At 72.3% G+C, this 19,431-nt stretch carries 15 protein-coding genes; 3 read left to right on the top strand and 12 right to left on the bottom strand.

All coding sequences use genetic code 11. The features are described 5' to 3' along the window. Positions 1 to 364: 364 nt before the first annotated feature. Positions 365 to 1,372 (bottom strand): stage II sporulation protein M, encoded by a 1,008-nt coding sequence (locus ABZ567_RS24920; protein ID WP_360793565.1) that lies wholly within the window; start codon positions 1,370 to 1,372, stop codon positions 365 to 367. A gap of 123 nt (positions 1,373 to 1,495) precedes the next feature. On the opposite strand from ABZ567_RS24920, the gene ABZ567_RS24915 reads away from it, so the two are divergent. After that, positions 1,496 to 2,404, top strand: coding sequence for an RDD family protein (locus tag ABZ567_RS24915; protein ID WP_360793563.1), 909 nt, complete (start codon positions 1,496 to 1,498; stop codon positions 2,402 to 2,404). 3 nt (positions 2,405 to 2,407) lie between these two features. Here ABZ567_RS24915 and ABZ567_RS24910 read toward each other — a convergent pair whose 3' ends face one another. The 8 genes from ABZ567_RS24910 to ABZ567_RS24875 form a co-directional block, all read right to left on the bottom strand. Further along, on the bottom strand, positions 2,408 to 3,022 hold the full coding sequence (locus tag ABZ567_RS24910) for a hypothetical protein (RefSeq protein ID WP_360793561.1): 615 nt from the start codon (positions 3,020 to 3,022) through the stop codon (positions 2,408 to 2,410). Positions 3,023 to 3,173: 151 nt separating this feature from the next. Beyond that, positions 3,174 to 4,628 carry an adenosylhomocysteinase gene (gene ahcY / locus ABZ567_RS24905; protein WP_360793559.1) on the bottom strand — a complete coding sequence of 485 codons (1,455 nt, stop codon included), beginning with the start codon at positions 4,626 to 4,628 and terminating at the stop codon, positions 3,174 to 3,176. A gap of 303 nt (positions 4,629 to 4,931) precedes the next feature. Beyond that, positions 4,932 to 5,897 carry a cation diffusion facilitator family transporter gene (locus ABZ567_RS24900; RefSeq protein WP_360793557.1) on the bottom strand — a complete coding sequence of 322 codons (966 nt, stop codon included), beginning with the start codon at positions 5,895 to 5,897 and terminating at the stop codon, positions 4,932 to 4,934. 66 nt (positions 5,898 to 5,963) lie between these two features. Next, positions 5,964 to 7,115, bottom strand: coding sequence for a mannose-6-phosphate isomerase, class I (gene manA / locus ABZ567_RS24895; RefSeq protein WP_360793555.1), 1,152 nt, complete (start codon positions 7,113 to 7,115; stop codon positions 5,964 to 5,966). 144 nt (positions 7,116 to 7,259) lie between these two features. Continuing rightward, positions 7,260 to 8,408 carry an SIS domain-containing protein gene (locus ABZ567_RS24890; RefSeq protein ID WP_360793553.1) on the bottom strand — a complete coding sequence of 383 codons (1,149 nt, stop codon included), beginning with the start codon at positions 8,406 to 8,408 and terminating at the stop codon, positions 7,260 to 7,262. An 877-nt stretch (positions 8,409 to 9,285) separates the two neighbouring features. Further along, the gene (locus tag ABZ567_RS24885; RefSeq protein ID WP_073820091.1) at positions 9,286 to 9,468 is read right to left on the bottom strand and encodes a Trm112 family protein; all 183 of its coding nucleotides are present in this window, start codon (positions 9,466 to 9,468) and stop codon (positions 9,286 to 9,288) included. Positions 9,469 to 9,557: 89 nt separating this feature from the next. Further along, positions 9,558 to 10,922, bottom strand: coding sequence for a phosphomannomutase/phosphoglucomutase (locus ABZ567_RS24880; protein ID WP_360793550.1), 1,365 nt, complete (start codon positions 10,920 to 10,922; stop codon positions 9,558 to 9,560). Positions 10,923 to 11,085: 163 nt separating this feature from the next. Then, on the bottom strand, positions 11,086 to 11,520 hold the full coding sequence (locus tag ABZ567_RS24875) for a DUF3499 domain-containing protein (protein WP_360793585.1): 435 nt from the start codon (positions 11,518 to 11,520) through the stop codon (positions 11,086 to 11,088). 299 nt (positions 11,521 to 11,819) lie between these two features. On the opposite strand from ABZ567_RS24875, the gene ABZ567_RS24870 reads away from it, so the two are divergent. Beyond that, complete coding sequence (locus ABZ567_RS24870) at positions 11,820 to 12,275, top strand: metallopeptidase family protein (protein WP_360793548.1); 456 nt, start codon at positions 11,820 to 11,822, stop codon at positions 12,273 to 12,275. Positions 12,276 to 12,486: 211 nt separating this feature from the next. Here the strand turns inward: ABZ567_RS24870 and ABZ567_RS24865 are convergent, their stop codons facing one another. From ABZ567_RS24865 to ABZ567_RS24855, 3 genes are all read right to left on the bottom strand, one after another. Next, the gene (locus ABZ567_RS24865) at positions 12,487 to 14,025 is read right to left on the bottom strand and encodes a DUF5719 family protein (protein WP_360793546.1); all 1,539 of its coding nucleotides are present in this window, start codon (positions 14,023 to 14,025) and stop codon (positions 12,487 to 12,489) included. Continuing rightward, positions 14,022 to 17,729: a glycosyltransferase family 2 protein gene (locus tag ABZ567_RS24860; RefSeq protein WP_360793544.1), complete on the bottom strand. Its 3,708-nt coding sequence runs from the start codon at positions 17,727 to 17,729 to the stop codon at positions 14,022 to 14,024. Before ABZ567_RS24860 ends, ABZ567_RS24865 begins: the two co-directional genes overlap by 4 nt. 241 nt (positions 17,730 to 17,970) lie before the next feature. Beyond that, complete coding sequence (locus ABZ567_RS24855; protein WP_015033978.1) at positions 17,971 to 18,234, bottom strand: WhiB family transcriptional regulator; 264 nt, start codon at positions 18,232 to 18,234, stop codon at positions 17,971 to 17,973. A 684-nt stretch (positions 18,235 to 18,918) separates the two neighbouring features. On the opposite strand from ABZ567_RS24855, the gene ABZ567_RS24850 reads away from it, so the two are divergent. After that, positions 18,919 to 19,428 (top strand): cysteine dioxygenase family protein, encoded by a 510-nt coding sequence (locus ABZ567_RS24850; RefSeq protein ID WP_360793542.1) that lies wholly within the window; start codon positions 18,919 to 18,921, stop codon positions 19,426 to 19,428. Positions 19,429 to 19,431: the final 3 nt, after the last annotated feature.

The raw sequence follows: 19,431 nt of genomic DNA, 5'->3' as shown, positions 1-19,431 counted from the left end.
ACCCTCTCGGGCTTTCCTCCGGGCTTCCCTTCGGTCTTGCGTTTCCGACTCTATCAGATCTTTCCGATCCGATTTCCTCGGTGCTTTCCGGTCCCTTTTGTTTTTACTCCGGGGGCCTTTCGGCGGTTCCGACTTTATCAGATTCATTTCGGCCGACCTAATCGGTGGCTTTCATGATTCGAATGAGAATCGGAGTGACTCCGTGGAATCGAATTCCCGACCGGAGCGAGTGAGACTTTAACTTGGTTGCTGCCGAGCTGTCCAGCTCTAGGCAACTGTTTAAATCTACCTCCCCACGCCAGCCGTGTCAACAGCTTTTGTGGGCACCGGAGGACACTAGCAGGTTGGTGGGGCCGCACGCACATCAGGCGGCGGTGGGGAGCTCCGCGCTGCGGTCGGGCTCGTCCAGGTCGCCTGACTCGCCCAGGCGGGAGGCGCGGCCGCCCAGGACGTACACGTAGGCGAGGAAGGCCAGCTCGGCGGCGATGCCGATGGTGATCCGGGCCCAGGTGGGCAGTCCGGACGGGGTGACGAAGCCTTCGATCAGGCCGGAGACGAAGAGGACCAGGGCCAGGCCGATCGCCATGCCGACGGCTGCCCTGCCTCGTTCCGCGAGGGCCGCGCGGCGGGTTCTGGGGCCCGGGTCGATGACGGTCCAGCCGAGGCGGAGGCCCGTGCCCGCTGCCACGAAGACGGCGGTCAGTTCGAGCAGGCCGTGGGGAAGGATCAGGCCCAGGAAGACATCGAGGCGGCCGGCGGACGACATGAGGCCGATGGCGACACCGACGTTCAGCATGTTGAGGAAGAGGATCCACAGCACCGGGATCCCCAGGAACGCGCCGAGGACCAGGCACATGGCGGCGGCCCGGGCGTTGTTCGTCCAGACCTGGGCGGCGAAGGAGGTCGCCGGGTGGCTGGAGTAGTACGTCTCGTACTGGCCGCCCGGGCGGGTCATCTTGCGGAGTTCGGCGGGGGCGCCGATCGCAGCCTGGACCTCCGGGTGCGTGCCGATCCACCAGCCGATCAGTACGGCGAGCAGGGTGGAGAGGACGGCGGTGGGGATCCACCAGTGCCGGGAGCGGTAGACGGCCGCCGGGAAGCCGGCCGTAAGGAATCGGGCCGCGTCGCGCCAGGAGGAGCGGCGGGTGCCGGTGACGGCGGCACGGGCGCGCGCCACGAGCTGGGTGAGCCGGGCCGTGAGCATCGGGTCAGGGGCGGTGGACTGGACGATCGAGAGGTGCGTGGCCGTGCGCTGGTACAGGGCGACGAGTTCGTCGGCCTCGGCGCCGGTCAGCTTGCTGCCGCGGCCCAGGAGGTGGTCGAGGCGCTCCCATTCGGCGCGGTGGGCGGTGACGTAGACGTCGAGGTCCATGATCGGCTGCTGCTCCAGGCATCGGCTGCGGACGGGTCCGTACTGCTGCGGCGCGCTGCGGGTCAGCTTGGCAGACTGGCGTTCGGTGGGGTCGGGAAGGTCGGAGAAGGGTGGGTGGGTGCCGTGAGCGGGTGGGTGACGGGAGACGCCGTCGTACTGGGGTTGCAGCCGGCGCGGCTGCCGAGCCGGGCGCTGGCGGTGCTCATCGACCTCGCGGTGGTGTGGGCCGTGTATCTGCTGATCACGCTGGGGCTCGCGGTCGCCACCGCGTCGCTCGACGAGGCGGCGGGGATGGCGGTGTCCATCGCCTCCTTCGTGCTGATCCTCGTGGGAGCGCCGATCGCGGTGGAGACGCTGTCGCACGGGCGGTCGCTGGGGAAGATGGCGTGCGGGCTTCGGGTGGTGCGGGACGACGGCGGGCCGATCCGGTTCCGGCACGCGCTGGTGCGCGGGGCGATGGGGGTCGTGGAGATCCTGATGACGTTCGGGGTCGTCGCCTGTGTCGCGTCGCTGGTGTCGGAGCGGGGGCGGCGGCTTGGTGACGTCTTCGCGGGGACGCTGGTGGTGCGGGAGCGGATACCCGCGGCACGGGTTCAGTTCGTGCCTCCGCCGCCGCCGTGGTTGGTGGGGCGATTCTCGGGGTTGGATCTTTCGGCGGTGCCCGAGGCTCTGTGGTTGGAGATACGGCAGTACCTCACGCGGGCGCGTGAGCTGGACCCGGCCGTGGGGCGGTGGCTCGCGGAGCGGCTGGCCGACGAGTTGGTGACGCGGACCGGGACGCCTCCGCCGCCGGGGGTTCCGGCCGAGGCGTATCTGGCGGGGGTGGTCGCCGAGCGGCAGGCCCGGGACGCGCGGCGGACGGTGGCCTCGGCGGCGGGGCCGACCGGCGGGGGAAGCAAGGGGACGGGGGTGTCCGGTGAGGGCTCTTCGGTTGTCGTTCCGCCCGTGGCCGCTGCTCCGCGCGCTGCCGCACCGGGTGGCGGGGACGAGGAGACCACTGCGCGCGCCACCGGGTTCGCTCCCCCGGCCTGACCGTCAGGGGAAGACCGACGGCGGGGTTTCCAGGGCTTCGAGTTCGATTCCGGGGGCCGCGAGGACCACGTCCCCGGCGATGTGAACGGTGTGTCTTTCGCCCGTGTCCAGGGCGCTGACCTGGTATTCGTCCACCATCAGGGGGCCGTTGTCAGTGGCGTGCGCTTCACTTCTCAGCAGGGCCCAGGACTGGTCGACCGTGAGGGGGGCGAGCACCGGGTCCGTGAAGGCGACGAGCCTGACACGGGTCTCGGGGGAAGCGGGGGTGAGACGCAGGAGTCGCGTGAGCGCGACGAGGAACGCCGGGGACGTGCCGGTGAAGGCGTGGGCGCGCACATTGCCTTCGGTGGCGTGGGTTCCGGTGGGGTCCGTGCGGACCCAGGTGACGCCGTCGAGGGCCGCGCCGCGGACCTGCCAGCCGGCGGCGTGGACTTCGAGGCGGAGGGGGCGGCCCAGTTCGTCGACGGCCAGGTCGACGGAGCCCTGGTGGTCGCCGGAGGGGGTGGTGAGCTGGGAGACGTAGCGCCAGCCGGAGGGGCCGGGCGCGCAGTGGAAGTGTTCTTCACCGAGGGGGGTGTGGTCGTGCGGGTCATGGAGCGAATATCGGCCGCGGGGCATGGGTCGGTCCTCGGGAGGGGGCGCTTCCAGGAGCGGTAGCGGGGGCGGGACGGGGCAGGCCCCCCGACACGGGGGTGCGGGGGGCCTGCCTGGTCCTCTACGGGTGTCCGGTCGGCGTCGCGTCAGTGCGCGGGCGCCGCCGGCCGCGGCATCAGTAGCGGTAGTGGTCCGGCTTGAACGGGCCTTCGACCTCGACACCGATGTAGGAGGCCTGCTCGGGACGGAGCGTCGTCAGCTTGACGCCGAGCGCGTCCAGGTGGAGGCGGGCGACCTTCTCGTCCAGGTGCTTGGGCAGGACGTAGACGTCGGTCGGGTACTCCTGCGGCTTCGTGAAGAGCTCGATCTGGGCCAGGGTCTGGTCCGCGAAGGAGTTCGACATGACGAAGGAGGGGTGGCCGGTGGCGTTGCCCAGGTTGAGGAGGCGGCCTTCCGACAGGACGATGAGGACCTTGCCGTCGGGGTAGGTCCAGGTGTGGACCTGCGGCTTGACCTCGTCCTTGACGATGCCCGGGGTCTTGGCGAGGCCGGCCATGTCGATCTCGTTGTCGAAGTGGCCGATGTTGCCGACGATGGCCTGGTGCTTCATCTTGGCCATGTCCCCGGCCATGATGATGTCCTTGTTGCCGGTCGTGGTGATGAAGATGTCGGCGGTCTCGACGACCTCGTCCAGGGTCGTGACCTGGTAGCCGTCCATCGCCGCCTGGAGGGCGCAGATCGGGTCGATCTCGGTGACGATGACGCGAGCACCCTGGCCGCGGAGGGACTCGGCGCAGCCCTTGCCGACGTCGCCGTAGCCGCAGACCACGGCCGTCTTGCCGCCGATGAGGACGTCGGTGGCGCGGTTGATGCCGTCGATGAGGGAGTGGCGGCAGCCGTACTTGTTGTCGAACTTCGACTTCGTCACGGCGTCGTTCACGTTGATCGCCGGGAAGAGGAGGGAGCCGGCCTGGTGCATCTCGTACAGGCGGTGGACGCCGGTGGTGGTCTCCTCGGTCACGCCGCGGATCTCGGACGCGAGCTGGGTCCACTTCTGCGGGTTCTCGCCGAGGGTGCGGTTGAGGAGACGGAGGATGTGGGCGTACTCCTCGCTGTCCGCGGTGGCCGGGTCCGGGGCGGAGCCCGCCTTCTCGAACTCGACACCCTTGTGGACGAGGAGGGTGGCGTCACCACCGTCGTCGAGGATCATGTTCGGGCCGCCGGTGGGCGTGTTCGGCCAGGTCAGGGCCTGCTCCGTGCACCACCAGTACTCCTCGAGGGTCTCGCCCTTCCAGGCGAAGACCGGGACGCCCTGCGGGTTCTCCGGGGTGCCGTTCGGGCCGACGGCGATGGCCGCGGCGGCGTGGTCCTGGGTGGAGAAGATGTTGCAGGAGGCCCAGCGGACCTCGGCGCCGAGGGCGACCAGGGTCTCGATGAGGACGGCGGTCTGCACGGTCATGTGCAGGGAACCGGTGACGCGGGCGCCGGCGAGCGGCTGCTGCTCGGCGTACTCGCGGCGGATCGACATCAGGCCGGGCATCTCGTGCTCGGCGAGGGTGATCTCCTTGCGGCCGAATACGGCCAGGGAGAGGTCGGCGACCTTGAAGTCCTGGTGGGTGGCGGTCGTCATGACGAGCTGCTCCTCGTGTGGTCGGGTGCGAGGGTCGGTTGGGGCGCCGGGCGCCACGGGGCTCCCAGGGCACACGAATGCCCGGGTTCTCCACGGTGCCGTCGTCGGAGGCCCTCTCTCCCTCGGCCGGTCCTGCGGACCGCCCGACCGCCATCAGCAGCGACGTCTGGCTGGTCTCGAATCTACACCGGAAGGGGCGGTGGGCCACAGTCCGCATCGGGATCACGGGGCGGCCCCCAGGGGCTCGTACGGACGCGCGAGACCCCCGGGACCGTGGGTTCCGGGGGTCGGGTGGGGCGGGGGTCAGTGACCCGTGCCGCCCGGGTGCTTGGCGGGGTTCACGCCGTTCGAGGCTGCCGTCTCGTCGTAGATGTCGGGCTCCAGGTAGATGACCCGGGCGATCGGGACGGCGGCGCGGATGCGCTCCTCTGCGGCGTTGATCGCGTGCGCGACCTCGGAGGCCGACTCGTCGTGGCGAACGGCGATCTTCGCGGCGACGAGGAGTTCCTCGGGGCCGAGGTGGAGCGTACGCATGTGGATGAGGCGGGTGACGGTCTCGCCGTCGACCACCGCGTCCTCGATCTTCTTGACGTCCTCGATGCCGGCGGACTCGCCGAGCAGCAGCGACTTGGTCTCGGCGGCCAGGACGATCGCGATGACGATGAGCAGGACGCCGATGCAGAGGGTGCCGATGCCGTCCCAGACCCCGTCGCCGGTGGCGAGCGCCAGGCTGACACCACCGAGGGCCAGGATCAGGCCGACGAGGGCGCCGAGGTCCTCCAGGAGGACGACGGGCAGCTCCGGGGCCTTGGCCCGGCGGACGAACTGGGTCCAGGAGAGCCCGCCACGGATCGCGTTCGACTCCTTGATGGCCGTACGGAAGGAGAAGGTCTCGGCGATGATCGCGAAGACGAGGACGCCGACCGGCCAGTACCAGGCGTGGATCTCGTGCGGGTCCTTGATCTTCTCGTAGCCCTCGTAGATCGCGAACATGCCACCGACGGAGAACAGGACGATGGAGACGAGGAAGGCGTAGATGTACCGCTCGCGGCCGTAGCCGAAGGGGTGCTGCGGGGTCGCCTCCCGCTGGGCCTTCTTGCCGCCGAGGAGCAGCAGGCCCTGGTTCCCCGAGTCGGCCAGGGAGTGGACGCTCTCCGCGAGCATCGAGGACGAACCACTGAAGAGGAACGCCACGAACTTGGCTACGGCGATCGCGAGATTGGCGGCGAGCGCCGCCACGATCGCCTTGGTTCCGCCTGACGCGCTCATGGGTGTACGGCTTCCCTTCGTCGATGCATCGGCTCTGTCGCCGCGGTTCGGCCGGTCATTGTTGCATCAGGCCACGACGGTGGCGCGGAAGACCGTCCCCCTACCCGAGAGTTCGGCCGGTACGCCTGCCGGCACGAAGACGGATTCGCCGGGGCCGAGGGTGATGTCGCCCGCCTTCGGGCGACCCGCGACGGCGAGCAGGATCTGCGGGGTGGGGCTGGTCAGATCGGTCGGGGCCGCGCCCTCGGCCCGTGCGAACCGGGAGAGGCGGAACTCGTCGATCGGGGTGTCGTAGACCTCCTCGCCCGTCGGGGAGGCCTCCGGGCGCAGGACGGTCGGGTCGGTCGGCTCGAAACGGACCACCCGCAGGAGTTCGGGGACGTCGATGTGCTTGGGAGTGAGTCCGCAGCGCAGCACGTTGTCGGAGTTGGCCATGATCTCGACGCCGAGGCCGTCGAGGTAGGCGTGCGGCACGCCCGCGCCGAGGTAGAGCGCCTCGCCGGGCTGGAGCCGGACCCGGTTGAGCAGCATCGCGGCGATGACGCCGGGGTCGCTCGGGTAGTGGTGGGCGAGGCTCGCGTACGGCGCGTGGGCGCCGCCGAGGCGGTCGGCGGCGGCGGTCGCCTCGGCCACCGTGTGCGTCATCTCCTCCGGGTCGGCGGTCAGCAGGGCCGTCAGGACCTCGCGGAGCGCCGCCTCTTCCGGGTGGGCGTGGAGGAGGTCGACGTACGGCTTGAGCGAGTCGACGCCCAGCGCGGCGATCAGATCTGCTGCCTCGGCGGGGGCGCGGAAGCCGCACAGGCCGTCGAAGGGCGTGAGGGCACAGATCAGCTCGGGCTTGTGGTTGGCGTCCTTGTACGTGCGGTGCGGGGCGTCGATCGGGACGCCGGCGGCCTCCTCGGCCGCGTGGCCGGCCCGTGCCTGCGCCAGGTCGGGGTGGACCTGGAGGGAGAGCGGGGCGCCCGCGGCGAGCACCTTCAGGAGGAACGGGAGGCGGGGGCCGAACTTCTCGACGGAACGCCGTCCCAGCTCGCGTACGGGATCGGCGTCGATCAGCTCGTTCAGCGAGCCGCGCTCGGTGCGGGAGGGCGCGCCGGGGTGGGCGCCCATCCACATCTCGGCCTGGGGCTCGCCGGACGGGGCGATTCCGAGCAGTTCCGGGATGGCCGTCGTGGAGCCCCAGGCGTAGGGGCGAACGGTGTTGACGAGGCGGTCCATGGTGCCTGCCAGCTCCTCGGGGCGGTGACGGATGGTGAGGGGTGTCGGGAGACAGGTGACAGGTGTCGGGTGACGGGTGGGTGACGGGGTGGTGGATGGGGGGTGGGGTTGGGGGTGAGGGGGTGGGATCGGGGGTGGTGCTTTTTAGTGCGGTGTGTGGCCTCGGGTGGCCAGGGAGAGGTAGACGGCCGCGAAGTCGGTCACGGCCAGCAGCTCCGCCAGGGTCTCCAGGTCGCCGCCCTCCTCCGGTTCCAGTTCGCTGACGGCGGTCTCGTGGCTCAGGGCCAGTTCGCGGGCCGCGTGCGCCGCGGTGAGGCCCTCCGCCGGGCGGTCCCTGAGCAGCACGACCCTGGCACGCAGCGCCTGCTGCTCGTCGACCCGGTCGCGGAAGAAGTCGTCGGGGTCTGCACCCGCCGCGTAGTCACCTGAGAGCAGGACCCCGTGCGCGGGCAGGGCCTCCGGCAGTTCGGCGGCCAGGGCCGCCAGTCCGGCGATCTCGGCGAGGACCGCGGCGAAACGGCGGCCCGCCGGGCCCGCCGCCGTGCCCTCGGTCCAGATCAACGGCAGCGAGTCCGCGAGCTCGGCGGCGAGCGTCTTCGCCGGGTTGCTGTACGTGGCGACGGCCGGGCCGCAGCGCTCGGCCGTACGGTCCAGGCGGTCGGCCACCTTCTCCAGTGTCTCCGGCGACGCCTCCACCAGCCCCACCCGGTCCAGGAGCACGAGCAGCGGGGTGAACAGGGCCCACAGCGCGCCCGGACCGGCCGCGAGGGTCTCGGCCGACTCGTCGGCGGTCTCGTTCGGTGCGGACGCCATCGGCACGAACAGGCCGTGGGAACCGCTGACGGCCTCGGCGAGCGGTGAGGTCCTCGGGGCGACGGCGACGACCGACATGCCGCGGCGGTACGCCTGCTCGGCGAGGAGCGCCAGGCCCGGTTCGGAACCGTCCGTCGTCGGCAGCAGGAGCAGGTCCACCGAGCCCGCCCAACCCGGCAGCGCCCAGCGCAGCGCGCCCGCGGCGGGGGCGACGCCGGTCGGCTGGAGACGTACGACGGGGGCCGAGGCGCCGGCCAGTGCGCCGATCAGGTCGGCGACACCTGCGGCCACGGTGCCGGGGCCCGCGACGAGGACGGCGCGGGGGCGGCCCTCGGGGCGCAGGTCCGCGATGCCGGCCTCGGCGGCGTGGCGGGCTGCCGTCCGTACGCGGGCACCGGCCTCCGCTGCGGCGCGGAGGAGGCCGCGGTGGTCGGCCAGGGCCAGGTCGTCCGGGGCGTCGAGGAGGGTCTCGTCGAGCATGGGGCGGTGCCTCCGGTCGGTCGGTCGGTCGCGTCGTCGTCGCGCGGTCCCCTGCGGGGTGGCTCTGAGGGGTTTGGGGGTGGGGCCCCGGTGGGTGCGGGGGCTCGTGGTGCGCCCGGCCTCCGGCCGGGCTTTTCGGTTCCCACCCGCACCACCCGTGCAGCTGAGAACGCAGAGGTGCGGGTCTTCCCGTGGGGGGTGCTCGCCGTCGGCGGCTGACCCTCCCGGGTGGGGAGGAGGGGTGTTCGCCTTCGGCAGCTGGTCCTCCCGGGTGGCGGGGGGTGTGCGCCTTCGGCAGCTGGCCCTCCCGGGTGGCGGGGGGTGTTCGCCTTCGGCGCTGGCCCTTCCCCGGTCGGGAGGTAGGCCGGGGACCGTCGTTCGGTGGTGTCCGGGCCTGGGGGTGGCTCACCCCGGCTTCGGGGGCCCAGGCCGGCTGCTGGTGGCCCGTGCCTTCGGCGCCGGGAAGCGGGTGCCGAAGGCGGATCAGCGGGCCGCCGACGGCTGGCCGTACCGCCGTCGGGCCTAGCCGCCTGGGTACCCCCTGAGTGGCCTCACCACCGTTGGGCGCGACCCTCCGAAGGGTGGTCGTGCGTCCTCGGGTGGCCGTGCCGTCCGCGCGTACCCCGCCGTCGGCCCTGCCGCCGTCAGGTGGCCCTGCCCGCCTTTGAGTGGCTACGGCCCCTTGAGGGCCGTACCGCCGTCGGGACCTGCCGCCGTTCGGTGGCCGTGCCGGCGTCGGGCCTTGCTGCCGTTCGGTGACAGAGCCCGCGTCGGGACCTGCCGCCGTTCGACGGCCGTACCACCGTCGGGGGCCTGCCGCCGTCAGGTGGCCGTGCCGCCTTTCGGTGGTGCCGCCGGGTCGGCGGGGTCGGTCGGGTTACGACGGGCGGCGGGCTTCGTCGGTCAGGAGGACCGGGATGTTGTCGCGGACCGGGTAGGCGAGGCCGCAGTCCGGGCTCGTGCAGAGGAGTTCGGGGGTTTCGTCCGCCGTGCGGTCGTTCAGCGGAGCGTGGCACGCGGGGCAGGCCAGGATCTCCAGGAGGCCGGCTTCGAGCGGCATGGGGTGTCCCTTCGAACAAGCGGGGGTCGGGCCAGGTCAGCCTACCGCCGGGGGACGGGGGGCGCCCCGTTCCCCGGCGGCCTGCCGGGTCAGTCCGTGGCCCGGACCAGGGCGAGGACCTCGTCGCGGACCTTGACCATGGTGGCCTCGTCGCGGGCCTCGACGTTGAGGCGGAGCAGCGGTTCGGTGTTGGAGGCGCGCAGGTTGAACCACCAGTCCGCGGCCGTCACCGTGAGGCCGTCGAGCTCGTCGAGGGTCACGCCCTCGCGCTCGTAGGTCGCCCTGACCTTCGCCGCGCTCGCGACCTGGTCCGCGACGGTCGAGTTGATCTCGCCCGAGGAGGCGTAGCGGTCGTACGACGACACCAGGTCGGACAGGGTGCCGTCCTGGCCGCCGAGGGCCGCCAGGACGTGGAGCGCGGCGAGCATGCCCGTGTCCGCGTTCCAGAAGTCCCTGAAGTAGTAGTGCGCGGAGTGCTCGCCGCCGAAGATCGCGCCGGTCTTCGCCATCTCCTCCTTGATGAAGGAGTGGCCGACGCGGGTGCGGACGGGTTCGCCGCCGTTCTCGCGGACGACCTCGGGCACCGACCAGGAGGTGATCAGGTTGTGGATGATCGTTCCGCCGGGGTGCTTGGCGAGTTCGCGGGCGGCCACGAGGGCCGTGATCGCGGACGGCGAGACGGGCTCGCCGCGTTCGTCGACGACGAAGCAGCGGTCGGCGTCGCCGTCGAAGGCGAGACCGAGGTCGGCGCCCTCGGCGCGGACCCGGGCCTGGAGGTCGACGATGTTCTTCGGGTCGAGCGGGTTCGCCTCGTGGTTCGGGAACGTCCCGTCCAGCTCGAAGTACATCGGGACGACGTCCAGCGGCAGGCCGTCGAAGACGGTGGGGACCGTGTGGCCGCCCATGCCGTTGCCCGCGTCGACGACCACCTTGAGGGGGCGGCTCGTCGTGAGGTCGACGAGGGCCTTCAGGTGGGCGGCGTAGTCCGCCAGGGTGTCCTGCTGCGAGATCGTACCCGGCGTGGCAGCGGCTTCCGGCGCGCCGGTCTCCGACCAGCGCTCGGCCAGTTCGCGGATCTCCGCCAGGCCGGTGTCCTGTCCCACGGGGGCGGCGCCCGCGCGGCACATCTTGATGCCGTTGTACTGGGCCGGGTTGTGCGAGGCGGTGAACATGGCGCCGGGCAGGCCGAGGCTGCCGGACGCGAAGTACAGCTGATCGGTGGAGCAGAGTCCGATCAGGGTGACGTCGGCGCCGAGGCGGGCCGCGCCGCGCGCGAAGGCGTCGGCAAGGCCGGGCGACGAGGGGCGCATGTCGTGGCCGATGACGATCGCGTCCGCGTCCGTCACCCGTACGAAGGCGGCGCCGAAGAGTTCGGCGAGGTCCTCGTCCCACTGGTCGGGTACCACTCCGCGGACGTCGTACGCCTTCACGATCTGCGACAGATCGGCAGTCACGGATCCACCCTCCTGAGATTCTTCTCGGCACGTGTGTGCGGCACGTGTACGGAACGCCCAAACTACCCGGCGCGCGGAGGGGTAAGCGGACCGTGGCCTGTTGCGCTCGAATACGGGCCGGATCGGTGCCGGATCGGTGCCGTGTCCGGGCCGGGCCGTCGGCTCAGTTGTCCGGGGAGCGGAGCACCCGGAGGTGTCCTCGGCGGCCGACCTCCATGGGGTCGCCGCCACGGCCTCCGCCGCCCTTGCCGCCCGCCTCGGCCGCGCGCTCCTGGGGGCGGGCCGCCTCCCGTACCGCGTTGGCCAGGGCTTCGAGGTCGTCGCCGCTGGGGCGGGGCGGAGCGGAACCGTCGGTGAGCCGCACGACCTCCCACCCGCGTGGGGCGGTGAGGCGCTCGCTGTGCTCGGCGCACAGGTCGTAGCAGTGGGGCTCGGCGTAGGTGGCGAGCGGGCCGAGGACCGCAGTCGAGTCGGCATAGACGTACGTCAGTGTCGCGACGGCAGGGCGGCCGCACGCGGTGCGCGAACAGCGACGTACAGGGCTCACGACGTTGGACGGTACCGCACTCTTGAGCGGGCCGCGACGACTCGCCCTCAGGTCACTCGCCCGTGTCGCGCTGTGACCTCCCCCACGCCGTCGGCGGCGGTGGTCGCTCTGACCTGCGTGGGAGAAGGCGCATAGGGGCGGCGCCGGGAGTCGATCCGGACAGTCTGGGGTACAGATCCGGTCAACCACGGCCAGATGGCCGATCGCGAGGGGCTGGGGAATCGAGCGGACGATTGGCCGGAATGTTCAGGTTTCGTCATCGGGTGCGGGGGTGGGGCGGCGGCCCCGGGGACGGCGGCGAGGACGTGCCACAGTGCGGGGAGACAGATGAGGGTTACGCTGCGTCAGTGATGGACAGTCCTGTGCCGCCGAGCCCCTCGCACCGCCCCACGGAGCCTCCGGCCGAGCCCCGGGTGCGCCGCCGCGACCGGCACGGCCGTGGGATGCGCGGACCGGTCGCCCCGCCGCAGGTGCCGCTCTCCACGAGCCGGGCCGACACCTTCCGCGATCTGGTGCTCGACTCGGTCGAACGTCTCGAACGGCGCTGGCCACAGCTCGCGGACGTCGACTTCATGGTGATGGAGGTGCCTCCGCCGGTGTCGGGCGAGACGGTGCCGCTGGGAGGCTCGGCCCCCGCCGAGAAGAACGAGCCGGCCCGGGTGGTCGTCTACCGGCGCCCGGTCGAGATCCGGTCGAAGAACCGGGACGAGCGGGCGCTCCTGATCCACGAGGTGGTCGTGGAACAGGTCGCGGAACTCCTCGGGCTCTCCCCCGAGTCGGTCGATCCGCGCTACGGGCAGGACTGAGCAGAGCGCAAGGGCCCCCGGGGGCGAGCCTCAGGGCTGTCCCGACTGGCCTTGATCCACCGGCCCGCCGGAGAGGCCTTGATCCAGCGCCTGCCGGACAGGTCCTGGTCCGGCAGCCTGCCTGAGCGGCTCTGGCATGGCAGCCTGCCGGACGGGCTCTGGTCCAGCGCCTGCCGGTCAGGTCGCGAACCAGCGGCCCGCCGGACAGGTCCTAGTCCAGCACCCCGAGGTTCTGGTGTGCTGTCGGGACCTCGACCGTGCCGCGGTCGTCGGCGAAGGTCTGGATCGTGAACATCGGTGTGCCGTCCAGGGGCAGCGCCAGGGTCCGGGCCGCGTACACCCTGCCGCCCGAGACCGGTTCGACGGTGATCGCGTACGAACCCTTGAGGCCCTCGGGGACAAGGTCCGTGAGGGTCGTCGTCGTACCCGCCTTGACCGTGACCGTCCTCGACACCGGCGTGCCCGCGGCGGAACCGGCCGAGGCGGTGACCTTGACCTGGGCGGCGGCGTCGGGCGCGGTCAGGGAGAGCGTCGTGGCCTTGGCCCGGTTGTCGGCGACCGTCGCGCGGTCGGAGATCGCCGCGGCCGCCGGTACGAAGGCGACCTCGGTGTTGTCGCCCTTGCCCCGCACCACCCGGAGGGCGGCCACGAACGGAGTGGGCTTCTTCGGGTCGCTCGGGGTGAGCAGCAGGGAGCCGCCCTCGCCGCGGGTGAGGTCCGGGAGGTCGACGGAGGCCGTCATCCCGGACTTCAGGTGGAGGGAACCGGCGCCGGCCGGGACGATCGTGCCGGTCGCGGAGACGAGCTGGACCTTCAGGTCGGCGTCGTCGGTGCCCGGGGCGAAGGCCACGAGCCGGACGGAGGTGGCGTCGGCCGGGATGCCGGGGAGTACGGCGCGGCTCGCCGGGTCGGCCGCGGCCGCGATCCAGTCGCTGCCGAGCTTGTCGTCGGCGGCGGCGATGGCAGCGCCGAGCCGTCCGCTGCGGGTGGTGACGTGGACGGTGACGACCTGCTTGGCGGCCTCGCCCGTGAGGGTGGAGAGGAGCACGGGGACCGTGGAGCGGGCGGGGACCGGGATGCCGTCGGTGAACTGGGACTTGAGGGGACCCTCGGGGCCGTACAGCTCGATGTCGGCGACGGCGGCCGCGTCGTCCGGGTTGGTGAGGTGGACGTAGTCCTGGCGCTCCTTGGCGGTGGAGGCCGCGGGGAACCAGAAGTCGGTGTCGGGGGCTCCGCAGCTGAGGCCGAGGAGACCGCCCGCGCCGCCGGCGGGGACGAGGGTGGTCTGCTGGACGGTCCAGCCGGGGGCGAGGGTGCCGGTCGCCGAGCCGGCGAGAGCGGGCACGGCGGGGCCTTCCGCCTCGGCGGTGACGGGCTTGCCGGGGGCGGTGACGGTGGCCGGGGCCTTGGGGGCCGCGGGCTTCTTGCCGCCCTTGGCGGTGCCGCCGGAGGGCGTCGTGCTCGCGGCGGGCCGCAGCTGGGCGGTGGGCTGCTCGCCGCCGCCCTTGCCCGGGGTGCCGTCCGCCGAGCCCGAACCCGTGCTCGGAGGGGTGTACGAGGTGTAGCGCGTCTCGGCCACCTCGGAGGTGCTGGGCGCCGGGCAGACCAGGCCCGCGCGCTCCACCGGCAGGCGGGTGGGGGCCTTGGCCCCGGGGGTGGCGGTGCCGTCCGGGGCGGTGAGGGACGCGAAGCCGGTGAGGGCCGCGAGCCCGGTGGCGACCGCGATGAGGGAGAGGGGCGTGCGCTTCACTGGTTGCTGCTCCCGTCGGGACGCTGCTCGGTCTCGTGGCCCTGGGGGTGCCCGTAGCCGTAGGTGTACGGGTCGTACTGCTGCTGGTCGGGATGCTGCGGCTGCTCGTACTGCTGCTGCGGCTGCTCGTACTGCTGCTGCTCGTACCCCTGCTGGTCGTACTGCTGCTGCTCGTAACCCTGCTGGCCGTAACCCTGTTCGTAGCCCTGCTGGGGGTACGCGTACGGCTGCTGCTGGTACGGGTCGGCGGCGTAGTCCTGGTAGTAGCCCTGCTCGGCGTACGCCTGGGGCTGGGGCTGCTCCTGGTTCTGGGCCTGGGGCTGCTCCTGGGCCCGGGCGTGGGCCGGGTCGTGGCCGCCGTCCCATTCCTGGTGCTCGTACGCCTGCTGCTCGGGGACGGCGGCGGATTCGCTCTCGGGTCCTGTCCCCGTGGTCTCGGCCTCGGCTTCCGCGGCGGCGCGCAGACGGCGGGCCCTGCGGCCGTCGCCCTCGGTCGCCTGGGCGGGGATCGCGAGTTCCTCATCGGGCAGGTCGTCGTCGATCTGGCGGCGGCGGCCGGGCAGGGCGAGGACGAGGAGGACGACGGCGAGGCCGGCCTGCGTCCAGATCCACGCGGTGCGGGTGAGCGGCTGGTCGTAGGTGACGTCGAGGCGGCCGGCCCCGGCGGGGAGTTCGAAGCCCTGCGCCCAGCCGTCGACGGTGGTGCGCGTCAGCTCCTTGCCGTCGAGGGTGGCGGTCCAGCCCTCGTCGGCGCGGTCGGCGAGGCGCAGGACCCGGCCCGCGGGGCCGGCCGGGATGTCCGTGTGCGCCTCGACGGGTCCCGCGGCGACGGCGACCGGCGGCGTCGTCTTCGCTGTGTCCGCCGGCTTCTCCGCCGGTCCGGCCGGCGGGACGATCATGACGCGGGCGATCTCGCGGTCCACGCGCCAGAGGGCGCTGCCGTCGAGCTGGCTGAGGCGGCTGAGCCCCGGGGTGGAGTCGAGGACGCGGCTCATCTGGCGCGGCGCCCCGTCCCGTACGAGGACGTAGCGGATCGCGTAGCCGCTGAGCTCCTGGGTCTGGTCGGCGCCGGAGCCCGCGACCAGGTGCGCGACGACGGCGTCGAGACGGGGGTCCGCCTCGGCGCCCGCGGTGAGTTCGGCGTCGCCGAGGCGGGCGCCCGAGCCGCGGACCAGGGTGTAGTCGACCTCGCCGGGCGAGCTGCCGCCGAGGACGAGGGTGCGGGGCTGGTCGCGCGTACCGCTCTCCTCGGCGACGAAGGCCGGGACCTGGACCGGGTCGCGGCGGGTCAGCGGACCGTCGGCGCCGGCGATCATCCAGCCGCCGGCGGCGACGGCCGGGCCGACGGCGCAGGCGAGGGCGATCAGGGCGGCCACGGGCTGGCGCCAGCCGAAACCATGGGCGGCGACGCGGGTGCGACCGCCTTCGGCGCCGATCATTCCGGCGGCGATGAGGGCGGCGCCGTAGACGAGGGTGGCGGGTCCGGCCCAGCCGGTGCCGCCCGCGCCGTTGGTGAGGACGGCGAGGAGGAGCCCCGCGAGGGCGGCGGTCCAGGCGGCGAGGACGGCGGTCCGGCGCTCCTCGCGGAGCAGTCCGGCCAGGGCGGCGAGGACGAGGCCCAGGAGGAGGAGGCCGCCGGTGGTGCCGGGGCCGCCCGGGCTGGTGCCGAGCAGGTCGAGCGCGGTGGCCGTGCCCGTACGGATGTCCCGGCCGGCTTCGCGCAGGAGGGCGGCGGGGTCGGTGAGGAGGGTGAGCGACCAGGGGGCGAGGACGAGGAGGGGGGTGCCGACGGCGGCCAGGAAGCGGAGCCCGTACGCCGTGATGTCCGAGCGGCGTACGACGAGGATGCCCAGGCCGAGGAGGACGGCGAGCGGCCACACCACCGGGGTGAAGGCGATGGTGAAGGTGAGCAGGAAGGTGTACGCCCAGGTGGCGCGCCAGCTGCCCCGGTCGGGCCGGTTGAGGCCGTGGGCGGCGACGGCGGCGCGGGCCGTCAGCGGGAGCAGGATCGCGAGGACCGCGGTGCCGAGCCGGCCGGTGGCGAGGGCTCCGGTGGCGGCGGGCAGGAAGGCGTAGGCGATGGCGCCCCAGGCGCGCAGGAGCCGGGACTCGACGATGCCTCGGGAGGCGAAGTACGCGGTGAAGCCGGCGAGCGGGACCGAGCAGACGAGCAGCAGGGTCAGCGCGGTGGAGGTGGAGCCGAGGAAGAGGGCAGAGAGCGCGGCCAGGACGGCGAGGTAGGGCGGGGCGGTCTGCGTGCCGCCGGTGCCGAGGGCGTGCCAGGTGTCGGCGTACCGGGACCAGAGGCCGGAGACGGTGTCGGGGGCGGGCAGCAGGGCGCCGCCGGCCAGGGAGCCGCCGACGAGGAGGTTGCGGCAGGCGACGAGGGAGACGAGGAGCAGGAGGGCGAAGAGGACCGGGCCGGGTCTGGCTGCGATCTTCTTGAGCCGGGCGAACTGCTCGATCTCCAGGTAGTCGGCGTCGTCACCGCCGGGACCCGACTCGACGACGCCGTGGCGGGAGCCGCCGGAGTCGGCCTCGTCACCGCCGAAGTCGGCGGTGAGTTGTTCGACGGCGGCGCGGACGGTGGCGCCGGGCGGCGGGAACAGCGGGCGGAGTTCGCTCGCGGCTACAGCCGGGTTCTTGCGGCGTTTGCGGGCGGCGAGGATCTTCTCGGGGCGCAGCAGGGTGGCGAGGAGGCCCATGACCTCGTCGACGGCCTGCCCGGGGACCTTGCCGACGAGGTAGGCGAGGGTGCGGAGCAGGGTGCTGAGGACGAGCCGCAGGAGGACGTAGGGGAGGGCCGCGCCCCGGGTGTTGGCGAGGAGGGTGTAGACGGCGCCGGCCTTGTCGACGCGGTGCGGGTTGGCGGCGGTGCGCCCGGCGCAGTCGACGGTGCGGCGCTCGCGGGCGGAGGCCTCGGCGTGCCGGAGGACGGCGTCGGGGGCGATGAGGACGCGGTGGCCGGCGGAGTGGGCGCGCCAGCACAGGTCGACGTCGTCACGCATGAGGGGGAGGCGCCGGTCGAAGCCGCCGAGCTCCTCGAAGACGTCCCGGCGGATCAGCATGCCGGCGGTGGAGACGGAGAGGACGGAGCGGATCTGGTCGTGCTGGCCCTGGTCCTGCTCGCGGCGGTCGAGTCCGGTCCAGCGGCGGCCGCTGCGGGCGATGGAGACGCCGGTCTCCAGGAGCTGCTTCCTGTCGTACCAGCCGCGCAGTTTGGGTCCGATGACGGCGGCGTGCGCGTCGGAGTCGGCGACGCGCAGGAGTTCGGCGAGGGCGGCGGGCTCGGGGGCGCAGTCGTCGTGGAGGAGCCAGAGCCACTGGACCGGTTCGCCGTGGGGCAGGTCGGGGAGGTCGTAGGCGTCGTCGTTCCAGGTCCGGCTGACGGGGTCCCAGCCGCTGGGGCGCTTCAGGTAGGGCAGGTCCTCGGGTCCGAGCACGGGCGCGGTGCGGGCGGCCTCCTCGACCGCGGTGCCGAAGCCGGTGCGGCGCGCGAGGTGGAGGACGCGGTCGGTGCCGATGGCGTCGGCGAGGAGCTGCGCCGAGTCGTCGGCGCTGCCGGTGTCGGCGGCCACCACGTTCTGCACGGGGCGTTCCTGGGCGAGCAGCCCGGCGAGGGCGTCCGGCAGCCAGCGGGCGCCGTCGTGGGTGACGAGCACGGCGGTGACGACGTGTCGCGGAAACTCAGGAGTTGAGGACATCGAGCTACGGGCCCTCCGGCCGGGGTCGCCCGCGAAGGGCGTGGGGAGCGTCTCGGACGGAGGCCCACACTAACGGCTGCACGCGGAGCGGTCCGCCGCCCTGTGGACAGAGGGTGGGGAACGGTTTCGTACAGAACACGCAGAACGGTCCGCCGCCTGTGGATGGGTCACAGGGGCGGACCGTTCCGCGTGTCCTGGTGGGCGCGGCCCGGTGCGCGGGCACCGGCGGACTTCGCGCCGTTCAGACGGCGGCCTTCTTCAGGCGGCGTCGCTCGCGCTCGGAGAGGCCGCCCCAGATGCCGAAGCGCTCGTCGTTCTGCAAGGCGTATTCGAGGCATTCGGAGCGGACCTCGCAGGCGAGGCAGACCTTCTTGGCCTCGCGGGTCGAGCCACCCTTCTCGGGAAAGAAGGACTCGGGATCGGTCTGGGCGCACAGCGCGCGCTCCTGCCAGCCGAGTTCCTCGTCCGCGTCCTCGACCAGCAGTTCCTGGAACAACTCGGTCATGTGCGCCCCTCGTCTGTTCTGTGCGTCCCCGTGATGTTGCCGTTGCGAAACCGGCCGAACGACACGAGTGAAATTACAAGTTCGTGCTCTGTGCGAGTCAAGCCGAGATCTGCTATTGGGCCCGGTATTCACTCTGCGGAACCAAGCGTATGCGGAAAGTGTTCAAATCACCAAAAAACGTGACACATGCCACCGGTCTGGCCGCACCGCGCGGTCCCGGAAGGAAGGACGTCCAGGACTTGGATCTTGTTGCTATCCAGCCATGGAAGCGATCCGGATCACAGTCCGATCACGGCCGCACCGTCCTCAAACGAGCACGGCTGCCGGGTTTACGGGCACGACTGAAGCGCCATCTCTCCTGGTCGGCGCATGAGCAAACCTTTCTCCCCGCGCATCAATCAGAAGAGGTGAAAGATTGCCCCCAAATCGGGCATTGAGTTGACAGTCGGGTGTCCTGGCGGCCACCTTTGGTGGCATGCCAGCGACCGCAGCGCTCTCCGCGACCCACAGCCGTGGGTTCCGCCGCGCTGTCCAGGCGCGCTGTTGCTGTTGTTGTTCCAGCTGTTGATGCCGTAGAGCTCCAGCTTCTCCTCATAGCGTCACCCCGCGTCACACGCGTCACTCACGTCACCTCTGGCTCGTGACCCCCACCGCTTCTGTTTCTGCTGAGGAACCTCCCCGCCCATGAACATGGACAGCGACCTTCAGATCGCCGGCGACATCCTCGAGGTCCCGCACCTCCTCCAGCCCGAGCGACCCCACCCGGTCACCGTGGCCGAGTTCGCCGGCCTCGCGCGCTCGATCGCCGACGACCGCGCCCAGTGGGCCCCGTACGTCGAGTACGACGCCACCACCCGCTGGTACCACCGGCTGCGCACCGGCCCCGGCTACGAGGTGTGGCTGCTCTCCTGGGTGCCGGGCCAGGGCAGCGGGCTCCACGACCACGGGGTCTCCTCCGGCGTACTGACCGTCCTGGAGGGCGAGCTGACGGAGCGTACGGACCGGGGCACGCGGACGCTCGCGCCCGGCGCGCAGAGGGTGTTCGCGCCGGGGTACGTCCACGAGGTCGTCAACGACTCCCTCGAACCGGCCGTCAGCCTGCACGTCTACTTCCCGGGTCTCACCGAGATGCCGATGCACGAGTCGCTCCAGGGCCAGTGCGCCCCGGCCACCCCCGGTGTCGCCGTCGCCTGACAG

It is taken from the genome of Streptomyces sp. NPDC016459 (assembly GCF_040632845.1).
In the GTDB taxonomy this organism is placed as follows: Bacteria; Actinomycetota; Actinomycetes; order Streptomycetales; family Streptomycetaceae; genus Streptomyces.
The sequence above is the reverse complement of the archived record's forward strand: the minus strand, read 5'-3'. Positions and strand labels throughout refer to the sequence as shown.

Bases quoted from the DNA above. Each gene is read 5' to 3' on its own strand.
- ABZ567_RS24920 (WP_360793565.1), bottom strand. From the start codon at position 1,372: ATGGACCTCGACGTCTACGTCACCGCCCACCGCGCCGAATGGGAGCGC.
- ABZ567_RS24910 (WP_360793561.1), bottom strand. From the start codon at position 3,022: ATGCCCCGCGGCCGATATTCGCTCCATGACCCGCACGACCACACCCCC.
- ahcY (WP_360793559.1), bottom strand. From the start codon at position 4,628: ATGACGACCGCCACCCACCAGGACTTCAAGGTCGCCGACCTCTCCCTG.
- ABZ567_RS24900 (WP_360793557.1), bottom strand. From the start codon at position 5,897: ATGAGCGCGTCAGGCGGAACCAAGGCGATCGTGGCGGCGCTCGCCGCC.
- manA (WP_360793555.1), bottom strand. From the start codon at position 7,115: ATGGACCGCCTCGTCAACACCGTTCGCCCCTACGCCTGGGGCTCCACG.
- ABZ567_RS24890 (WP_360793553.1), bottom strand. From the start codon at position 8,408: ATGCTCGACGAGACCCTCCTCGACGCCCCGGACGACCTGGCCCTGGCC.
- ABZ567_RS24885 (WP_073820091.1), bottom strand. From the start codon at position 9,468: ATGCCGCTCGAAGCCGGCCTCCTGGAGATCCTGGCCTGCCCCGCGTGC.
- ABZ567_RS24870 (WP_360793548.1), top strand. From the start codon at position 11,820: ATGGACAGTCCTGTGCCGCCGAGCCCCTCGCACCGCCCCACGGAGCCT.
- ABZ567_RS24860 (WP_360793544.1), bottom strand. From the start codon at position 17,729: ATGTCCTCAACTCCTGAGTTTCCGCGACACGTCGTCACCGCCGTGCTC.
- ABZ567_RS24855 (WP_015033978.1), bottom strand. From the start codon at position 18,234: ATGACCGAGTTGTTCCAGGAACTGCTGGTCGAGGACGCGGACGAGGAA.
- ABZ567_RS24850 (WP_360793542.1), top strand. From the start codon at position 18,919: ATGAACATGGACAGCGACCTTCAGATCGCCGGCGACATCCTCGAGGTC.